Source organism: uncultured Tateyamaria sp. (assembly GCF_947496075.1).
Lineage (GTDB): Bacteria > Pseudomonadota > Alphaproteobacteria > Rhodobacterales > Rhodobacteraceae > Tateyamaria.
The window spans coordinates 749,674-766,096 of the sequence record NZ_CANMBJ010000004.1 but is presented as its reverse complement, the minus strand read 5'-3'; the positions used below and the strand labels follow the sequence as shown (position 1 = coordinate 766,096).

General features: G+C 57.0%; 18 protein-coding genes. 5 read left to right on the top strand and 13 right to left on the bottom strand.

Annotated elements, in window-relative coordinates; all coding sequences use genetic code 11:
- The first annotated feature begins 14 nt into the window (after positions 1-14).
- The 5 genes from galE (at position 15) to Q1A51_RS16110 (ending at position 6,360) form a co-directional block, all read left to right on the top strand.
- Positions 15-998, top strand: coding sequence for a UDP-glucose 4-epimerase GalE (galE, locus tag Q1A51_RS16130; protein WP_299600667.1), 984 nt, complete (start codon positions 15-17; stop codon positions 996-998).
- Complete coding sequence (locus Q1A51_RS16125) at positions 958-2,034, top strand: glycosyltransferase family 2 protein (RefSeq protein WP_366870074.1); 1,077 nt, start codon at positions 958-960, stop codon at positions 2,032-2,034. Before galE ends, Q1A51_RS16125 begins: the two co-directional genes overlap by 41 nt.
- Before the next feature lie 211 nt (positions 2,035-2,245).
- Complete coding sequence (locus Q1A51_RS16120; protein WP_299600663.1) at positions 2,246-3,232, top strand: glycosyltransferase family 2 protein; 987 nt, start codon at positions 2,246-2,248, stop codon at positions 3,230-3,232.
- Positions 3,229-4,926, top strand: coding sequence for a beta-1,6-N-acetylglucosaminyltransferase (locus Q1A51_RS16115; protein ID WP_299203143.1), 1,698 nt, complete (start codon positions 3,229-3,231; stop codon positions 4,924-4,926). The genes Q1A51_RS16120 and Q1A51_RS16115 overlap by 4 nt, the downstream gene beginning before the upstream one ends.
- 6 nt (positions 4,927-4,932) lie before the next feature.
- On the top strand, positions 4,933-6,360 hold the full coding sequence (locus Q1A51_RS16110; RefSeq protein ID WP_299600660.1) for a sulfotransferase family 2 domain-containing protein: 1,428 nt from the start codon (positions 4,933-4,935) through the stop codon (positions 6,358-6,360).
- On the opposite strand, the gene Q1A51_RS16105 is transcribed toward Q1A51_RS16110, so the two are convergent.
- The 13 genes from Q1A51_RS16105 to paaB all read right to left on the bottom strand — a co-directional run bounded on the left by Q1A51_RS16105 (position 6,357) and on the right by paaB (position 16,421).
- Positions 6,357-6,821, bottom strand: a complete 465-nt coding sequence (locus Q1A51_RS16105; RefSeq protein WP_299600658.1) for a PTS sugar transporter subunit IIA — start codon at positions 6,819-6,821, stop codon at positions 6,357-6,359. The genes Q1A51_RS16110 and Q1A51_RS16105 overlap by 4 nt on opposite strands.
- A gap of 36 nt (positions 6,822-6,857) precedes the next feature.
- Positions 6,858-7,421, bottom strand: a complete 564-nt coding sequence (gene raiA, locus Q1A51_RS16100; RefSeq protein ID WP_299203133.1) for a ribosome-associated translation inhibitor RaiA — start codon at positions 7,419-7,421, stop codon at positions 6,858-6,860.
- Positions 7,422-7,651: 230 nt separating this feature from the next.
- Positions 7,652-8,410 carry an LPS export ABC transporter ATP-binding protein gene (gene lptB, locus Q1A51_RS16095; RefSeq protein ID WP_299203130.1) on the bottom strand — a complete coding sequence of 253 codons (759 nt, stop codon included), beginning with the start codon at positions 8,408-8,410 and terminating at the stop codon, positions 7,652-7,654.
- Complete coding sequence (lptA, locus tag Q1A51_RS16090) at positions 8,410-8,892, bottom strand: lipopolysaccharide transport periplasmic protein LptA (protein WP_299203644.1); 483 nt, start codon at positions 8,890-8,892, stop codon at positions 8,410-8,412. The genes lptB and lptA overlap by 1 nt, the downstream gene beginning before the upstream one ends.
- A 13-nt stretch (positions 8,893-8,905) precedes the next feature.
- The gene (locus Q1A51_RS16085) at positions 8,906-9,502 is read right to left on the bottom strand and encodes a hypothetical protein (protein ID WP_299600655.1); all 597 of its coding nucleotides are present in this window, start codon (positions 9,500-9,502) and stop codon (positions 8,906-8,908) included.
- Between the two features lie 10 nt (positions 9,503-9,512).
- A complete protein-coding gene (locus tag Q1A51_RS16080) occupies positions 9,513-10,481 on the bottom strand; it encodes a KpsF/GutQ family sugar-phosphate isomerase (protein ID WP_299600653.1) in 969 nt (322 codons plus the stop codon).
- On the bottom strand, positions 10,478-11,092 hold the full coding sequence (locus Q1A51_RS16075; RefSeq protein ID WP_299600651.1) for a ribonuclease D: 615 nt from the start codon (positions 11,090-11,092) through the stop codon (positions 10,478-10,480). Before Q1A51_RS16075 ends, Q1A51_RS16080 begins: the two co-directional genes overlap by 4 nt.
- Before the next feature lie 42 nt (positions 11,093-11,134).
- Positions 11,135-11,881 (bottom strand): PaaX family transcriptional regulator C-terminal domain-containing protein, encoded by a 747-nt coding sequence (locus tag Q1A51_RS16070; RefSeq protein WP_299600648.1) that lies wholly within the window; start codon positions 11,879-11,881, stop codon positions 11,135-11,137.
- Complete coding sequence (paaZ, locus tag Q1A51_RS16065) at positions 11,871-13,886, bottom strand: phenylacetic acid degradation bifunctional protein PaaZ (protein WP_299600646.1); 2,016 nt, start codon at positions 13,884-13,886, stop codon at positions 11,871-11,873. The genes Q1A51_RS16070 and paaZ overlap by 11 nt, the downstream gene beginning before the upstream one ends.
- A gap of 9 nt (positions 13,887-13,895) precedes the next feature.
- Complete coding sequence (locus tag Q1A51_RS16060; RefSeq protein ID WP_299600644.1) at positions 13,896-14,960, bottom strand: 2Fe-2S iron-sulfur cluster-binding protein; 1,065 nt, start codon at positions 14,958-14,960, stop codon at positions 13,896-13,898.
- Complete coding sequence (gene paaD / locus Q1A51_RS16055) at positions 14,957-15,424, bottom strand: 1,2-phenylacetyl-CoA epoxidase subunit PaaD (RefSeq protein ID WP_299600642.1); 468 nt, start codon at positions 15,422-15,424, stop codon at positions 14,957-14,959. Before paaD ends, Q1A51_RS16060 begins: the two co-directional genes overlap by 4 nt.
- Positions 15,418-16,116, bottom strand: coding sequence for a 1,2-phenylacetyl-CoA epoxidase subunit PaaC (gene paaC / locus Q1A51_RS16050; protein WP_299601143.1), 699 nt, complete (start codon positions 16,114-16,116; stop codon positions 15,418-15,420). Before paaC ends, paaD begins: the two co-directional genes overlap by 7 nt.
- 20 nt (positions 16,117-16,136) lie before the next feature.
- Positions 16,137-16,421 carry a 1,2-phenylacetyl-CoA epoxidase subunit PaaB gene (gene paaB / locus Q1A51_RS16045; protein WP_299600640.1) on the bottom strand — a complete coding sequence of 95 codons (285 nt, stop codon included), beginning with the start codon at positions 16,419-16,421 and terminating at the stop codon, positions 16,137-16,139.
- Between the last annotated feature and the right edge of the window lie 2 nt (positions 16,422-16,423).

Below are 16,423 nucleotides of genomic sequence, written 5' to 3'. Positions count from 1 at the left end.
CTCAGGACTTTGACGTGAAACATGTTCTTGTGACGGGGGGCGCGGGATACATCGGTTCCCACGCCTGCAAAGCGTTACGCGCTGCTGGATACGTACCCGTCACTTTTGACAATCTGGAAACGGGCTGGCGTGACGCCGTCAAGTTCGGCCCGTTTGTCCAGGGCGACCTGTTGGATCGCGCCGCGCTTGATGCGGCTTTTGCAAAATACAAACCAGTTGCGGTCATGCATTTTGCAGCCCTCAGTCAAGTCGGCGAAAGCATGCAAAATCCGGGCCGATATTGGCGCAACAATGTCTTGGGCTCCCTGACGTTGATCGAGGCGGCAGTGGCTGCCCAATGTCTTGATTTTGTGTTCTCTTCCACATGCGCCACCTATGGCGATCAAGACAACGTTGTCCTTGATGAAGACAGCGCACAACATCCCATCAACGCCTACGGTGCATCCAAGCGCGCGATCGAGGATATCCTGCGCGATTTCGAGGCAGCCCATGGCCTGCGGCACGTAATATTCCGCTATTTCAACGTGGCGGGTGCTGATCCAGAGGCGGAGGTGGGTGAATTTCATCAGCCCGAAACGCATCTTGTTCCGTTGATGCTGGATGCCATCGCTGGAAAACGTGACGCGCTGACGGTGCATGGCGCCGACTATGACACACCTGACGGCACCTGCATCCGCGATTATGTCCATGTCTGCGATCTGGTGGATGCCCATGTGTTGGGCCTGAACTGGTTGGAAAATGGCAAAGATAGCCGCGTGTTCAACCTTGGAACGGGAAGCGGGTTTTCCGTTCGGGAGGTGATTGACCATTCCCGGGCCGTAACAAATCAGGCAGTACCCTATGTGGACGGAGAACGCCGTCCAGGCGATTGCACCAAGCTGGTATCAGGTTCCACACGGGCAGAAACGGAGCTGGGGTGGACCCCAACCCGGTCTACGCTGGAAACGATGATCACCGATGCATGGAGATGGCATCAAACTGGCCACTACGACACATAATCCACGCTCAACGAAGTCATATGTGGCAAGTGCGTCTTCAGCTTATCGGATGCGATGGAAGCGTCGACGTCTCTTGTGGCGATCATGGCGCAGCCGACACCAATTGACATGCATTGCCGACAGGACCGCACTGATTGGACGGAATGATTTGGTCGCTGTGATGACCCTGCGCAATGAACTGCAGCGACTGCCTCATTTCTTTGAATACTATCGTGCGCTTGGGGTCAGCCATTTTCTTGTTATCGACAATCACAGTGACGATGGAACAGCAGACTTCCTGGCGGATCAACCTGACACCTCGGTTTGGTGGACCCCGTCTAGTTATCGCGCCGCCCGGTTTGGCGTTGATTGGATGACGTGGTTACAGATGCGGTATTGCAGCGGCCTGTGGTCTCTTATGTTGGATGCGGATGAGCTGCTGGTGTATGCGCACCATGAAACCAGAAGTCTGGCCGAGTTGACGCAATGGCTGGAAGCGCAGGGCCGGTCGGTATTTGGCACGATGATGCTTGACTTGTATCCGCGCCAGCCTTTGGGACATCAAGAATACAACATCGGCGAAGACCCGTTGCACTGCGTGCAATGGTTCGATTCAGGACCGTATCGGGCGCAACGACAGTTGCCCGTTCACAACCTTTGGGTACAGGGCGGCGTGCGCGAACGCGTATTCTTTCAGAATGCGCCGCAGCGTTCACCAACGCTGAACAAGATACCGTTGATCAAATGGCATCATTCATTCGCATACTTGAACTCGTGCCATTCGGCGTTGCCTCCGCGGTTGAACCGTGAATTTGATGGTCCCGGGTCTGACATGCCATCCGGCGTCTTGCTTCACACCAAGTTTCTGCCTGATATTGTGGAGAAAGCGCGCGAGGACAGGAGCAGACAGCAGCATTTCGCAGAGCCAAATGCAATGTTGGGCTATTACGATGCCATATTGGATCACCCGTGTATGTGGACGCCGGAGTCGGTCAAATACGAGGGTTGGCAACAGTTGGAAGCGCTTGGTTTGATGTCGTCTGGGGGATGGAAGTAACGGAAGTTGGCGCGTTCAAGTCCGCTTCGCAGCGGCAACTTTGGTGAAATCGATAAAAAATTCTGGTAACTGTTTGTAAGTTCGTTGCCCGTACACACAAAAATGGGCCAAATAGAGTCCGAGAGCAAACCGGAAACCTCTGATTTCGAACTGAAAACAGGGTTTGTCGAAGGAATGGAACAAACAGGTGGGCGTTTGGAACTCCTATAAAATGCGCTTGCGACGGAAGCGCCGCATTGTCCGTGCGATGCGGAAGTCCAGAGAGTTGCACAAAGTGCAGGACCGGACGCATCTTATCCGGCCCAACGATCTGTTGTTGTTCTGCACATTTCGCAATGAAAGCGTGCGTCTTCCGTACTTTCTGTCTTACTACCGTGATCTTGGGGTCAATCACTTTTTCTTTGTGGACAATGACAGCACAGATGCTGGCATTGATCATCTTGTCGGGCAGGATGATATCTCGATCTGGCATACGCAAGGCAGTTACAAGTCCGCCACCTTCGGTGTGGATTGGCTGAATTGGTTGCAACGAAAATACGCGCATGGTCACTGGACGCTTGTCGTCGATCCGGATGAGTTCTTTGTCTATCCATTCTGTGACACACGACCACTGAGAGCGTTGACGGATTGGTTGGATGCTTCATCAATCCGGTCCTTCTCGGCGATGCTCCTGGATATGTACCCGAAGGGTAGGCTGGATGAACAACCGTATTCCTCAGGCCAAAATCCGTTGGAAATTGCCAGCTGGTTCGATAGCGGCAACTACACGATTTCCAAGAATGAAAGTATGGGCAACCTTTGGATTCAAGGAGGTCCACGTGCCCGTGCCTTTTTCCCCGACGAGCCTGCACAAGCCCCGGCGTTGAACAAGATTCCGCTGGTTAAATGGAATCGGAGATATGCTTATGCCAGCTCCACACATATGCTTTTGCCGCGCGGTCTGAACCAGGTCTATGATGAATGGGGCGGCGAAAAGGCGTCGGGCGTGCTGTTGCATGCCAAGTTCCTCGACACGTTTGCTACCAAAGCATCGGAAGAGCTTGATCGCAAGCAGCACTATGCGGCGTCGATCGAGTACAAGGCCTATGCCGCCACACAGCGCGACGATCCGGACCTGTGGTGCAAATGGTCTGAGAAGTACATCAACTGGCGTCAGCTAGAGATTCTAGGGCTAATGTCCAAGGGGAACTGGGCATGACCGTCGGTATCGTCATGCTCGTGCACACCGCACTTGATCGCGCGGAACAGGCGGCGCGCTTCTGGGCGATGGGTGGATGTCCGGTTGTGATCCATGTCGATGTGAATGTGCCGAAAAAAAAATATGTCGCATTTGCCAAGGCTCTGTCCGACGTTCCGACCATCAAATTCTCAAAGCGCTTCCGATGTGAATGGGGAACATGGAGCATTGTCGCTGCCAGTCAGGCAGCGTCTGAGCTCATGTTGAATGAATTTGCGGACGTGCGGCATGTTTACCTCGCTTCGGGTTCATGCCTGCCTCTGCGCCCGGTCGAGGAATTGGTGGACTACCTCGCCGCCCGTCCGCGCACGGACTTCATCGAAAGTGCGACGACCGCGGATGTACCTTGGACCGTCGGCGGCCTCGATCATGAGAGGTTTACGTTGCGCTTCCCGTTTTCCTGGAAACGTCAGCGAATTCTGTTCGACAAATACGTTGAGCTTCAGCGCAGGCTTGGACTGAAGCGCAAGATACCGGCTGGCCTGGTTCCGCACATGGGCAGCCAATGGTGGTGCCTGACACGGCAAACGCTGTCAGCGATCCTTCAAGGTCCGGACCGCAAAGAATATGACGCCTATTTCAAACAGGTGTGGATACCTGACGAAAGCTACTACCAAACGCTTGCTCGTCAGTACGCGATTGAAATTGAAAGCAGGTCGCTGACGCTGTCAAAGTTCGACTTTCAGGGCAAGCCCCACATCTTTTACGACGATCACTTGCAACTCCTGCGGCGGTCTGATTGTTTTGTCGCCCGCAAGATCTGGCCCCATGCCAACCGACTGTACGACGCATTCCTGACGGACCCAGCCGGTGCGATGAAGCGCACGGAACCCAACCCCGGCAAAATCGACCGCATCTTCGCCAAAGCGGTCGAGCGAAGAACGCGCGGGCGGCCCGGTTTGTATATGCAAAGCCGTTTTCCGAACGAAGACTGGGAAAACGGTGTGACCGCTGCTCCCTACTCGGTTTTCCAAGGCTTTACCGAGATTTTCGAGAATTTCGAACCCTGGCTTGCCAAAGCAACGGGCGCGCGCGTCCACGGGCATCTCTTTCACCCTGACCGGGCCGAATTTGCAGAAGGTCAGGCCACGCTGAACGGTGCGCTTAGCAACAGTGCGAAGACACGTGACTACAATCCGAACTCGTTTCTAGCGAACCTGATATGGAACACGCGGGGCGAGCGGCAATGCTTCCAGTTTGGCCCCGGTGACAACCAGGATATCAATTGGCGTGTGGCCAAAGACCCGAACGCCCAGATCTCTGTCATCTCGGGTGCATGGTCTGTACCCCTGTTCCGCTCGAACATGAACTTTATGGACATTCGAAAGGAAGCAGCACGCCTGCAAAAGATCGAAAGTGATCACCTGAACGTGTTGCGATCACCATACGCCAAGGCACGTATTCGCGTGTGGACAATGGCGGAATTCGTTGAGGCGCCGATGGAACCACTTCAGGGCATTCTGGATGAAATTGGTTTGACCCATACCCGCCGCCTGTCCGAAGTGCCGAAGCTTGCAAATCTCACGGGCTTTGGTCAATTCCTTCAAAATCTCAAAAACCAAGGGATGCACCCGTACCTGATGGGCGATTTTCCTGTTGCGCTGGGCCCAAAGCCTGCCCCGGACCCTGCGCGCAAACCCTACTTGGTGCGCTGATCTGATATGGCCAAATTCGACTACTTTGTCGTGTTCGCGGAGATGCGCACAGGTTCGAACTTTTTGGAAACCAATCTGAATGCTTTTGACGGGTTGTCGTGTCATGGTGAGGCGTTCAATCCGTTCTTCATTGGGTATCCGAACACCGATAAGGTTCTTGGTGTCACTCAGGAAATGCGGGACGCAGACCCTAAAATACTGCTGCGCGAGATTAAGAAGACAACAGACCTGAGTGGCTTTCGGTATTTCCACGATCATGATCCCCGCATCTTTGACAAGGTCATAGATGATCCTAAATGCGCCAAGATCGTGCTGACCCGGAATCCTGTCGACAGCTATGTGTCATGGAAGATTGCACAAGCAACGGGTCAGTGGAAGCTGACCGACGTGAAGGCGCGGAAGGATGGAAAGGCAACCTTTGTTGCCGATGAATTTGCCTCACATCTCAGCGCTTTGCAGGACTTCCAGGTGACGTTGCTGAATCGGTTGCAGTCTTCTGGGCAAACCGCATTTTATTTGGCTTACGAGGATCTACAGAGCCTTTCGGTCATGAACGGCCTGGCAAAATGGCTTGGTGTCGACGACCAGCTGGACTCATTGGACAAAAGCCTGAAGGTGCAAAATCCCAGCGCCCTGTCAGACAAGGTAAGCAATTTCGGTCAAATGGCCGAGGCCTTATCGGGTGTGGACCAGTTCAATCTAACCCGGACACCCAACTTCGAACCGCGGCGCGGGGCAGCCGTGCCGACCTACTTTGCCAGTCAGTCGCAACCGCTTCTGTATGTGCCAATCCGGGGTTGGCCGAATGACCCAGCGCTACGTTGGCTGCAGGTGCTCGACAAGGCCAAGGGGGTCAAACCGGAATCGAAACTGTCCCAGAACGGTTTGCGCGACTGGATGCGAGCCAATCCCGGACACCGCAGCTTCTCAGTACTGCGCCACCCCCTTGACCGGGCGCATGCCGTGTTCTGTCATCGTATTTTGAACGCAGGCCAAGGCGGATATGGCGGCATTCGCACCACTTTGGGCAAGCGGTATAAACTGACGTTGCCCGAGGATCCTGCGGATCCGTCCTACGACAAGGCGGCCCACCGGGATGCCTTTGCGGCTTTCCTTCGGTTTCTCAAGTCGAACTTGAACGGTCAAACTGCTGTACGTGTAGATCCGGATTGGGCCAGCCAATCGAAGACGATCGAAGGGTTTGCAGAGTTTGCGTTGCCGCATCGTCTGATGCGGGCTGAAACACTGGCACATGAACTGGCGGAACTTGGCGCTTCCGTCGGACTGGCAGAAGCTCCTGCACTCGATGGCCACATCAACGATATGCCTCACACGCTGACTGATATCTATGATACGGAAATCGAGGATTTGGCGCGTGCAGCTTACACGCGCGACTACCTGATGTTCGGTTTCAAGGATTGGGTGCCGGTTTAAGCGGCTTGCGCGGGTTTCGCTTCGTTCAGAATTGCAAACAATGTGCTCGCGTCTGGGTTGGCGCGCAATTTGTTGCAGATTGCGGCGTCGCGAAGGGTTCGCGACACCAGGGCCAATGCCTTGAGGTGTTCCACACCAGCCTCTTCAGGCGCAAACAGGGCAAAAGCAATGTCGACCGGCTGGCGGTCGACCGCGTCGAAATCTATGGGTTTGTCGAGCAGAACAAAGGCACCCATCACGTCCGAAATGCCATCCAGACGTGCGTGTGGCAGTGCGACACCATGGCCCACGCCGGTTGGCCCCAGCGCTTCACGCGCAATAAGAGACTCAACAACGAGCGCTGCATTCAGGTCATAGGCTGACTGCACAAGATCACCGATCTCGTGAAAAAGCCGTTTCTTGGACGAGGCGGAGGTAACAACCTTGACCGCCTCGGGTTTCAGAAGAGTCCCAAAGTTCATTCTGCTCTCTCGTCGGTGCGCCGAAGCACCGATCCCTTACGGGTCGATCCAACCTATGTTCCCGTCTTCGCGACGGTAGACCACGTTCAGCCCGTCTTTTCCTTCGTTTCGGAACACCAACACTGGGGCGCCCGCCAATTCCATTTGCATGACCGCTTCACCAACCGACAGCGATGGAATCTTGGTTTCCATCTCGGCCACGATCATGGGTTGCAGCGTCTCGGGTTCCGAGTCGCCCGCTCCTTCGTCAGACGCGAGGATATAAGAGGCCGCGCCAGAGAGTTCAACAGGCTGCGCGCGTTCCTTGTGATGGTCCTTGAGACGGCGTTTGTACCGCCTCAACTGCTTCTCCATTTTTTCGGAACATCCGTCAAAAGCTGCATATATTTCAATGGCATGGGCCTTAGCCTGAGCGGTCAGACCGGTGGACAGGTGCACCGTCGCTTCACATACGAATTCATGTGCAGACTTGGAAAACACCACTTGGGCATTTGTCGGGCGTTCGGCATATTTCTGTACAACCGCGCCCAAATCGTCCCGCACATGGGTTTGCAGCGCTTCGCCGATATCGATCTGTTTGCCACTGATTTGATACTGCATTCTTGCTCCTTCTGATGTGTCCGCAATGCATGTTCCGTGCCGCCAAGATGCTGGCGGCGTTATGTTTTTAGAATTGCGGAAAAGGCACGTCGTGACCGTGATCTATGTCAAAACCCTTAGGCGGGGTGACAGTGTTGCAGATCTTGGTCAGCGTAAAAGCCATACTGTCATTGCACGCCAAAAGTGCACTCGGAGTCAATGAAAAGCGGACATGGCAAGCGCGCCGTTGCTCAGCCGATACGGAAGTTTTCGCCAAGATAGACACGGCGCACATTTTCATTCTGCACCACGTCTTGCGGTGTACCTGACATGAGCACCTGCCCGTCATGCAGGATATAGGCACGGTCCACGATTTCGAGGGTTTCACGCACATTGTGATCCGTAATCAGGACGCCAATGCCCCGCTTCTTCAAATCCGCAACAAGATGCCGGATATCTCCGACAGAGATCGGATCGACCCCGGCAAATGGTTCGTCGAGCAGCAGATATTTCGGATTTGCAGCCAGCGACCGCGCAATCTCGACCCGACGCCGTTCCCCACCTGACAGGGCCAACGCGGGGGCACGGCGCATGTGTTCAATGGAAAATTCGCTCAACAACTCTTCGAGCCGCTCACGCCGCTTGTGTCGATCGGGCTCAACGATATCGAGGATGGCAAGGATATTGTCCTGCACGCTCAGCCCCCGGAAGATGCTCATCTCTTGCGGCAGGTACCCAATACCCATTTGCGCGCGGCGGTACATGGGCAAGCTGGTTACGTCCGTTCCATCCAGGGTGACGGTGCCGCCTTCCGGTGTCACCAACCCGGCCACGGCATAGAAAGTCGTTGTTTTTCCGGAGCCATTGGGACCCAGCAATGCAACAACCTCACCCCGATTCAACTCCATCGAAAAATCGCGAATGACCAGTTTCTTGCGATACGACTTGCGCAGGTGCGATATGCGCAGACCGGACGACCCGCCCGCCACTTTCAGATTGGGTCTGGCCATCAGTTGTTGCCAGTCTGCAGAATTGTTTTCACGCTGCCTTGCATCCGTGCGGTGCCGTCATCCAGGTTCACAGTCATGCGATCGGATGAGATGGCGCTTTGCCCCTGGGCCAGCAAGACGTCGCCGGTCATGACGATCAATCCCGTATCGATACTGTAGTCGGCGCGCTGCGACTCGGCTGCGTCTGGGCCGGATACCAAGGTTACGCCGCCCGTCGCCTCCATCCGTTCGATACCCGCCTGATCCTCGCGATAGATCACCAGCACGCGGGGGGCCGACAGCCGCATCTCACCCTGACCGATCACCACATTTCCGGTAAAGATGGCGGCGCCGGTGGTCTGATCCACATTCAACTCGTCTGCACTTACCTCTACCGGGGCTGACGTATCCTGCCTTATGGCGCCGAATGCGACCTGCGTTCCCTGGGCGTAGAGCGGTGTAATCAGGCCGATCGTGATCAGGCAGGCTATAACACGCAAAATAGTCACGGATTTATCACTCTTCCAATTCTTCAGGGCGGTATACCAACTTTACGCCCTTTGTGAAAATCAAATGGGCGTTTTCGCCATTGTCTGTTTTTTCGAGCGTCATTTGACCCGCTTCAAGGGTCCCAGACAGGCCAGTGCCAGCGACTGGGCCAGGTGACCTCACCGTCATATTCTCGAAATCGGTTAAAAGTTCGTCTGAATTCAGTTTGTAACCGGTCGATGTTGTGATCACGACGTTCCCCGCCAACGACGATGCGCCATAGGCAAGGTCAAACTCGCCCGTGTCGGAAAACAGGACAACACGCGTTCCCGAAGACAGGTCGATATGCGCCGCCAGGTCGGTTGCTGCGTTGTTCTGGTCGTTGGCGGTCGCCATTGTCCCAGCCGATACAGAAATACGGTCACCGCTCGAAGATGTGCCGGAATAGAACGGTGCAGTCACTTGCTGCCCGCGCAAACGCTCTTGGATTTCGGTGTCCGCGAAGGGGATAGAGGCAACAGGGTCAATGTTCCGCGACAACAGGAACAGCGTCGATAGCAAACCAAGTGCTGTCAGTGGCAACAGCACCTTGAGCCAAGCGACGAGTTTTGAATAGCCGTCCATGCCATGTCCCTTAACCCAATCCCACGCGCAAACAGTCGTGGATATGCAAAATCCCCTGCGGCTTGCCTGGCGCATTCGCGTCCTCGGCAAACACGCATGTGATCTTGCGCGCATTCATCACCGCCACCGCCTCTTCAGCGAGGGCGGCAACGTCGATCGTTGTGGGGGAGGTGGTCATCACATCGGCTGCTGTCAAGGACAACAGCCCGTCCATGTGCCGCCGCAGGTCACCGTCAGTGATGATCCCCGCCAGTGTGCCATCATTTGCGGTTACGCCCACGACCCCGAGGCTTTTCTGGCTGATTTCAATCAGAGCATCTGCCATCGGAGTGTCTTTGCCGACCAATGGCATCGCGGCGCCAGTATGCATTAGGTCGCTCACGCGGCTCAGCTTGGCCCCCAGCTTGCCGCCTGGGTGGAACTCGCGGAAATGCTCTTCCGTAAACTCCCGATGCTCCATCAATGCCACGGCAAGGGCATCACCCATTGCAAGGGTCAACGTGGTCGAGGTTGTTGGAACCACACCGGTGCCGCAGGCTTCGCCGAGATCAGGTAATTGCAGGACCGCGTCGCAGGCGCGACCCAAAGCGCTCTTGGGCGCTTTGGTAATTCCGATCAGCGGGATTTCGAAGCGGCGTGAAAAGGCGATCATGTTCGCCAGTTCCGGCGCTTCGCCCGAATTGGAAATGGCAAGCACCACGTCTGATCGCGTGACCATGCCAAGATCGCCATGGCTTGCTTCAGCCGGGTGCACGAATTGCGCTGGCGTGCCCGTGCTGGCAAGCGTCGCCGCAATTTTGCGCGCGATATGGCCAGATTTGCCGATCCCCGTGACAATGATTCGACCATTGGCATTCAAGAGCAAGTCAATCGCCGCGCGAAAGCTATCATCGAGCTGGTCCGCCATGACGGTCAGCGCTTCGGCCTCGGTACGGATGACCCGTTTGGCAGTGTCGATAAAGGGGGTCTTGCTGGTCATGAGTGCGCAAAGATGTCCGTGTCGGGCCAGCCCGCAAGGTCCAGGCGCGCACGCATCGGCAGGAAATCGAAACAGGCTTGCGCCATCTCCATTCGACCTTCACGCTCCAGACGTTCGTTCAGTGCGTCGCGCAGCTTGTGCAGGTACAAAACATCGGATGCGGCGTATTCCAGCTGAGCGTCGGTCAGCGTGTCCGCACCCCAGTCACTGGACTGCTGCTGTTTCGATATGTCGATACCCAACATTTCCTGCAAAAGGTTCTTCAACCCATGCCGGTCCGTGTAAGTGCGGATCAAGCGGCTTGCGATCTTGGTGCAATAAACAGGGGCCGTGACAGCGCCAAAGGCATTGAGCATGGCGGCAATATCGAACCGACCGAAGTGAAATAGCTTCAACACATTCGGGTCCTCGAGCAAGCGGCACAGGTTTGGTGCCTCGGTCTGGCCCAGCTTGATCTGCACGATATGCGCGTTGCCATCACCGCCCGACAATTGCACGACGCACAGCCGGTCGCGGTGCGGGTTCAGGCCCATGGTTTCACAGTCGATGGCGACAACCGGCCCAAGATCCAGATCATCGGGCAGGTCGGAAATATGCAGGTGGTTTGTCATGCGCCCGCTATAACGCGCGTTACGCCGTTGGGAAAGCGCGGTTTATCCTGCCTTGATTGCATCCAGGTCGGGCCTCGGGAATCGCATAAGCAGGTGTGACACCAACGCGCGGCAGTCATGCCCACGCCAGTCCGATGAATGTGCTGCGCGCGGCAGGTCGGGGTGCTTCAACGTCAGTCGCCGCCATGCGTGTACGATCAAAACCCTAAGGGCCGCCGTTTGCAACGCGCTCAACTCGTCTTCAAGCTCCTCCTTGATGTCGGTTAGAACGGCGTGAAGCGATTTGTACGCATCGCGCATTGCCTCAGTCTCGATTTGCGCACCCAACCATGTCGGCAAGGATTGCGGCGCCAGTTGCATGGCATCTGCGGGAATTGCGGCTGACGGTCCGCAAAGAAACACGCGTGGTGCGACTTGCGCGAATTGGGTCGGGTCAAGCTCGACCGGAGCACCGGTCAGGATCACGACAGCCTCGGCGTCCTGCGGTTGACCATAAATGCGCCCCCGGGCGGCATCACTGTCACTCTGCCCCTTCGGCGTCAGGCTGTGCAGGCTGGTCCGGCCCAGCTTCTCTGACCCGACCCACCCATCGCTTCGTAGTCTATGCAAGGCAACACGCGAGGCTTCCGGCTTGATCCCGATTTCGGCCATTATAGCCGACAAAGTGGGGCCTTCAAGCGGTCGATCCGGTGCCAAATCACCAAAAACAGTCACTAACAAGGACCAAACGCGCATGGGCCCCAGATCACTCAGGCTGCTTATGGCTTGGGAATAGGTGTCAGTAGGCATTCATCGTCAACAGTTCGTATTCGGCCACCGCCTCGTCATCCTGATTGGTGAGGGTCACGTGCCAGCGTACCTCTCCATATTCGTCGTTGCGCGGCGTCTTGGCCTTGACCGTCAGCCGCACCTTGATGCTGTCGCCCGCTTCGACCGGTTTCATGAAGCGTAAGCTATCAAGACCGGTATTGGCCAGAACCGGCCCGGGATCAGGCTGCACAAACAACCCGGCAGCAAAGCTGAGCAGCAGATAACCATGCGCCACCCGGCCTGGGAAGAACGGATTCGCCTTGGCCGCGTCGTCGTCCATATGGGCATAGAACGTGTCGCCAGTGAAATGGGCGAAAGTCTCGATATCATCCAGCGTCACCTCGCGCGACGGGCTGTTGAAGGTGTCACCGAGTGCAAGTTCGCCAAAGGGCCGCGTGAAAGGATGTGGTTTGTCAGAGGTTTCGATTGCACCCGGCACCCAGCGCTGCCCGATTGCCGTCAGGATGTCAGGGCTGCCTTGGACCGCCGTCCGCTGCATGTAGTGTTTGACCGCACGGATGCCGCCCAACTCTTCGCCGCCGCCAGCCCGTCCTGGACCGCCATGCACCATGTGCGGCAGCGGCGCACCATGCCCCGTCGCCTCGGACATGCTGTCACGGTTGTTGAAATAGAGCCGCCCGTGGAACGCAGCCGAGGTCATCGTGATCTCGCGCGCAACATCTCTGTCGTGGGTGATGACGGACGCCACCAACGATCCCTTGCCGCGGTTCAACAACTCGGCGGCATGGGCAACATCTCGATATGGCATGACGGTCGAGACGGGGCCAAAGGCTTCCACATCATGCACGGCCTGTGCCGCGTCGGGGTCTGCGCAGTGAAACAGCATTGGCGGCAGGAATGCGCCGCGACTGTCCGCCATTGCGAAGGCCTCAGGATCGCCGAACACATGTTCGGCCTCCGCCCCGATCTCGATCGCCTTCTCCAGCACGTCGATCTTCTGCGCGCTTGAGACAAGCGCACCCATCTTCGTGGCCTTATCCCGGGGGTCGCCGATGGTAACCTTGCCCAGCCGTTCAGCAATCGCGTCGATCACTGCCTCCACTTGCGCGCCTGGCACCATGATCCGGCGAATAGCGGTGCATTTCTGCCCCGCCTTCGCCGTCATCTCGCGCTGCACTTCCTTTATGAACAGATCGAATTCAGGCGTCCCTGGACCCGCATCCGGGCCAAGGATCGACGCATTCAAACTGTCCTGCTCAGCCGTGAACCGGACCGCGTTGCCCAAAAGGTTGGCGTTACTGCGCAGTACGCGCGCCGTATCGGCGGACCCGGTGAAGGTCACCACATCCTGACAATCCAGATGATCCAGCAGATCGCCAATACCCCCCGACACCAGCTGCAATGCACCTTCGGGCAGCAGGCCGCTGTCCATCATCAAATGCACACACGCCTCGGTCACATAGGACGTTGCCGTGGCAGGCTTCACAATGGCGGGCACGCCTGCCAGCAGCGTCGGCGCGACCTTTTCCAGCATCCCCCAAACGGGGAAGTTGAACGCATTGATATGCACCGCCACCCCTTGCAGCGGCGTGCAGATATGTTGCCCATGAAACTGGCCCGACCGGCCCAACTGCTCTGGCGCGCCATCCAGATACACTTGCGCATCCGGCATCTCGCGCCGCCCCTTCGAGGCAAAGACCAGCATCGTGCCAATGCCACCATCCACGTCGATCAGGTGATCGGCCTGCGTCGCACCCGTGTCAAAGCTCAGATCATACAGCACCTGACGATGTTCGCGCAGATGCAGGGCCAGTGCCTTGAGCATCCGTGCCCGGTCGTGAAAGGTCATTGCCCGCAGCGCCGTGCCACCCACGTCCCGCGCATATGCGCGCATGCCCTGCACGTCCAAACCGTCGTTCCCGGCCTCGGCAATCACGTCCCCCGTGATGGCGCTGGCAATTGACCGGGCGCCGGACCCGGGCGGCACCCACGCACCGGCGGCGAAAGAATGAACCTGGCGCATGATGCCCCCCTAGTGTTGATCGTAGTCGATGCTAAGCGTGTCGCTGATCGGATAGCATTGGCAGGTCAGGACAAAGCCTGCCTCGACCTCGTAATCCTCAAGCGCGTGATTGGTCAGCATCTCGTATTCGCCCTCGGTCACCTTGGCCTTGCAGGTCGAACAGACGCCCGCCTTACAGGCGAATGGCGCATCCAGAGAATTTGCCAAAGCAGTCTCTAACACTGACGAATCTTTGGTCATTTCCATCTGATGGGTGGTTCCCTCCAGCGTGATCTTCACACTGGTTTCAGCCGCACCCTCGGCCCGTGCGCTCACCGCCTGTTTAGCCAGGCGCCCCTGCTGTCCTGCGCCAAAGAGTTCAAACTTGATCTGGTCCTTGGACAGCCCGTGCGCCTCAAGCGCCTCGGAAATCGCCAACATCATCGGTTCGGGCCCGCAGATGAACGCGGTATCGACGCCATCCACATTGATCCAGGATTTGAACAGCGCTGCGCATTTCTCCTGATCCACACGACCCGAAAACAGGTCGATGTCCTGCCCGGTTTCCAGCACGTGGATCAGGGTGAAGCGACCCATGTAGCGGTTCTTGAGGTCCTCCAACTGTTCGCGGAACATGATCGTGTGCACGGCCCGGTTGGCATAGATCAGGGTGAAGGTGCTGTCAGGTTCGCGGGCAAGTACGGTTTTCAGGATCGACAGAACGGGCGTGATGCCAGACCCTCCTGCGAACCCTATGTATGATTTTCCCTTGTTAGGCTCTATTTCTGTATGGAAGTTGCCCATGGGTGGCATCGCATACAACGTGTCCCCAACCCGCAACTCCGTGTTGGCGTAGGTGGAAAAGGCCCCACCATCCACGCGCTTGACGCCCACCTGCAAATGGCCCTCGTCCAGCCCCGCACAGATCGAATAGTTGCGGCGCAGCTCGGTCCCGTCAAAATCCTGATTGAACGTGAGGTATTGGCCCGGGATGAACCGGAATGCCTCTGGATCTTCGGACTCAAGGGTTAGAACCACCGCATCGCGGATGGTGTGGTGAATGTCTGTCACGGTGAGGGGGTGAAATTGGCTCATATGCACTTGAAGTAATCAAAGGGTTCCAGGCAGTCCGTGCAGCGCCATTGCGCTTTGCAGGGGGTCGATCCGAACTGGCTGATCTTTTTCACATGCGTGGATTGGCAGTGCGGGCACCTGTCTGGCCCACCTGCCGGTTGCGGTGGTGCAATACCATAGCCTTCCAGCTTCGCTTTGCCGGCATCGCTCATCCAATCGGTGGTCCAAGGCGGGGCAATCTGCCTTTTTAGAGACAGGTTTTCGATCCCGTTGGCGCGCAGTGCAGCCTCAATCTCGATATTGATGATGCTGGTCGCAGGACAACCGGAATAGGTCGGCGTCACGGTCACTTCCAGCGTATCACCCTGCCATTGCACATCGCGGATGATCCCCAGATCGACAAGCGAGATGACAGGGATTTCCGGGTCCGGCACGTCGGCCAGCCATGTCCAGACATCCTGTACCGAGGGGCGGGTCGTTACCATGTCGCATCCGGGTAGCTGCGGGGCAGCACTTGCATGGTGGCCAGCATATGCCCCAGATGTTCGGTATGTCGCGCGCCCGTTTTGCCACCGAGATGGGCGAAGTCGCTTTCGGGTCTGGTCAACGTCGCCTCGGCCAGAACGGCCCCAACATGTGCATCAAAGGCGGGACGCAGTGCAGCCATATCGATCAGGTCATCCGTATCGGTACTGAACATTTCGCCGACATAGGGCCAGAGCCGATCAAGGGCCGATTGCATCCTCGCATGGCTTTCTTCGGTTCCGTCACCCAGAGCGATGATCATGTCGCCGGACCGTTCGCGATGGTATGTGACCTCTTTCACCGACTTCTGCGCGATTGCGCTTATCTCGGTATCGTCATGCTCGACCAACTTGGTCAGCGCCTCCAGATGCCAGCTATCAAACAGAAACTGCCGCATCATGGTCACGCCAAAGTCCCGGTTCGGTTGTTCCACCAGCAGCAGGTTGCGGAAGTCCCATGCGTCGCGGTGATAGGCGAGCGTGTCGGCGGTGCGCCCCTCACCTTCACGCTCGGCGGCAAGACGCAACCACAGTTGCGTCTGTCCAATCAGGTCCAATGCCGTGTTGGCAAGGGCAATATCCTCTTCCAGTGCAGGCGCATGCCCGCACCATTCCGACACCCGCTGGCCCAAAACCAACGTGTTGTCGCCCATGCGGATAAGGCCCGTGACGCTCACATCGCCCCCACGTCGTCTGGAATGTCGAAGAAGGTCGGGTGCCGATACACCTTGTCGTCCGCCGGATCGTACAGTGATCCCTTGTCATCGGGGGATGAGGCCGTGATGTCGGCGGCTGGAACCACCCAGATGCTCACACCTTCCTTGCGGCGGGTATAGACATCCCTCGCATTCTGGATCGCGTGCGCGGCATCTGTGGCATGAAGCGAGCCCACATGCCGATGCGACAGCCCGTGCTGCCCACGGATGAACACTTCCCAAAGGGGCCATTCCTGTTTCATCG

Excerpts from the sequence above, each read along its gene's own strand:
- Q1A51_RS16125 (WP_366870074.1), top strand. The coding sequence starts at position 958 with ATGCATGGAGATGGCATCAAACTGGCCACTACGACACATAATCCACGC.
- Q1A51_RS16120 (WP_299600663.1), top strand. The coding sequence starts at position 2,246 with ATGCGCTTGCGACGGAAGCGCCGCATTGTCCGTGCGATGCGGAAGTCC.
- Q1A51_RS16115 (WP_299203143.1), top strand. The coding sequence starts at position 3,229 with ATGACCGTCGGTATCGTCATGCTCGTGCACACCGCACTTGATCGCGCG.
- Q1A51_RS16110 (WP_299600660.1), top strand. The coding sequence starts at position 4,933 with ATGGCCAAATTCGACTACTTTGTCGTGTTCGCGGAGATGCGCACAGGT.
- Q1A51_RS16105 (WP_299600658.1), bottom strand. The coding sequence starts at position 6,821 with ATGAACTTTGGGACTCTTCTGAAACCCGAGGCGGTCAAGGTTGTTACC.
- raiA (WP_299203133.1), bottom strand. The coding sequence starts at position 7,421 with ATGCAGTATCAAATCAGTGGCAAACAGATCGATATCGGCGAAGCGCTG.
- lptB (WP_299203130.1), bottom strand. The coding sequence starts at position 8,410 with ATGGCCAGACCCAATCTGAAAGTGGCGGGCGGGTCGTCCGGTCTGCGC.
- Q1A51_RS16085 (WP_299600655.1), bottom strand. The coding sequence starts at position 9,502 with ATGGACGGCTATTCAAAACTCGTCGCTTGGCTCAAGGTGCTGTTGCCA.
- Q1A51_RS16080 (WP_299600653.1), bottom strand. The coding sequence starts at position 10,481 with ATGACCAGCAAGACCCCCTTTATCGACACTGCCAAACGGGTCATCCGT.
- Q1A51_RS16075 (WP_299600651.1), bottom strand. The coding sequence starts at position 11,092 with ATGACAAACCACCTGCATATTTCCGACCTGCCCGATGATCTGGATCTT.
- Q1A51_RS16070 (WP_299600648.1), bottom strand. The coding sequence starts at position 11,881 with ATGCCTACTGACACCTATTCCCAAGCCATAAGCAGCCTGAGTGATCTG.
- paaZ (WP_299600646.1), bottom strand. The coding sequence starts at position 13,886 with ATGCGCCAGGTTCATTCTTTCGCCGCCGGTGCGTGGGTGCCGCCCGGG.
- Q1A51_RS16060 (WP_299600644.1), bottom strand. The coding sequence starts at position 14,960 with ATGAGCCAATTTCACCCCCTCACCGTGACAGACATTCACCACACCATC.
- paaD (WP_299600642.1), bottom strand. The coding sequence starts at position 15,424 with ATGGTAACGACCCGCCCCTCGGTACAGGATGTCTGGACATGGCTGGCC.
- paaC (WP_299601143.1), bottom strand. The coding sequence starts at position 16,116 with ATGGGCGACAACACGTTGGTTTTGGGCCAGCGGGTGTCGGAATGGTGC.
- paaB (WP_299600640.1), bottom strand. The coding sequence starts at position 16,421 with ATGAAACAGGAATGGCCCCTTTGGGAAGTGTTCATCCGTGGGCAGCAC.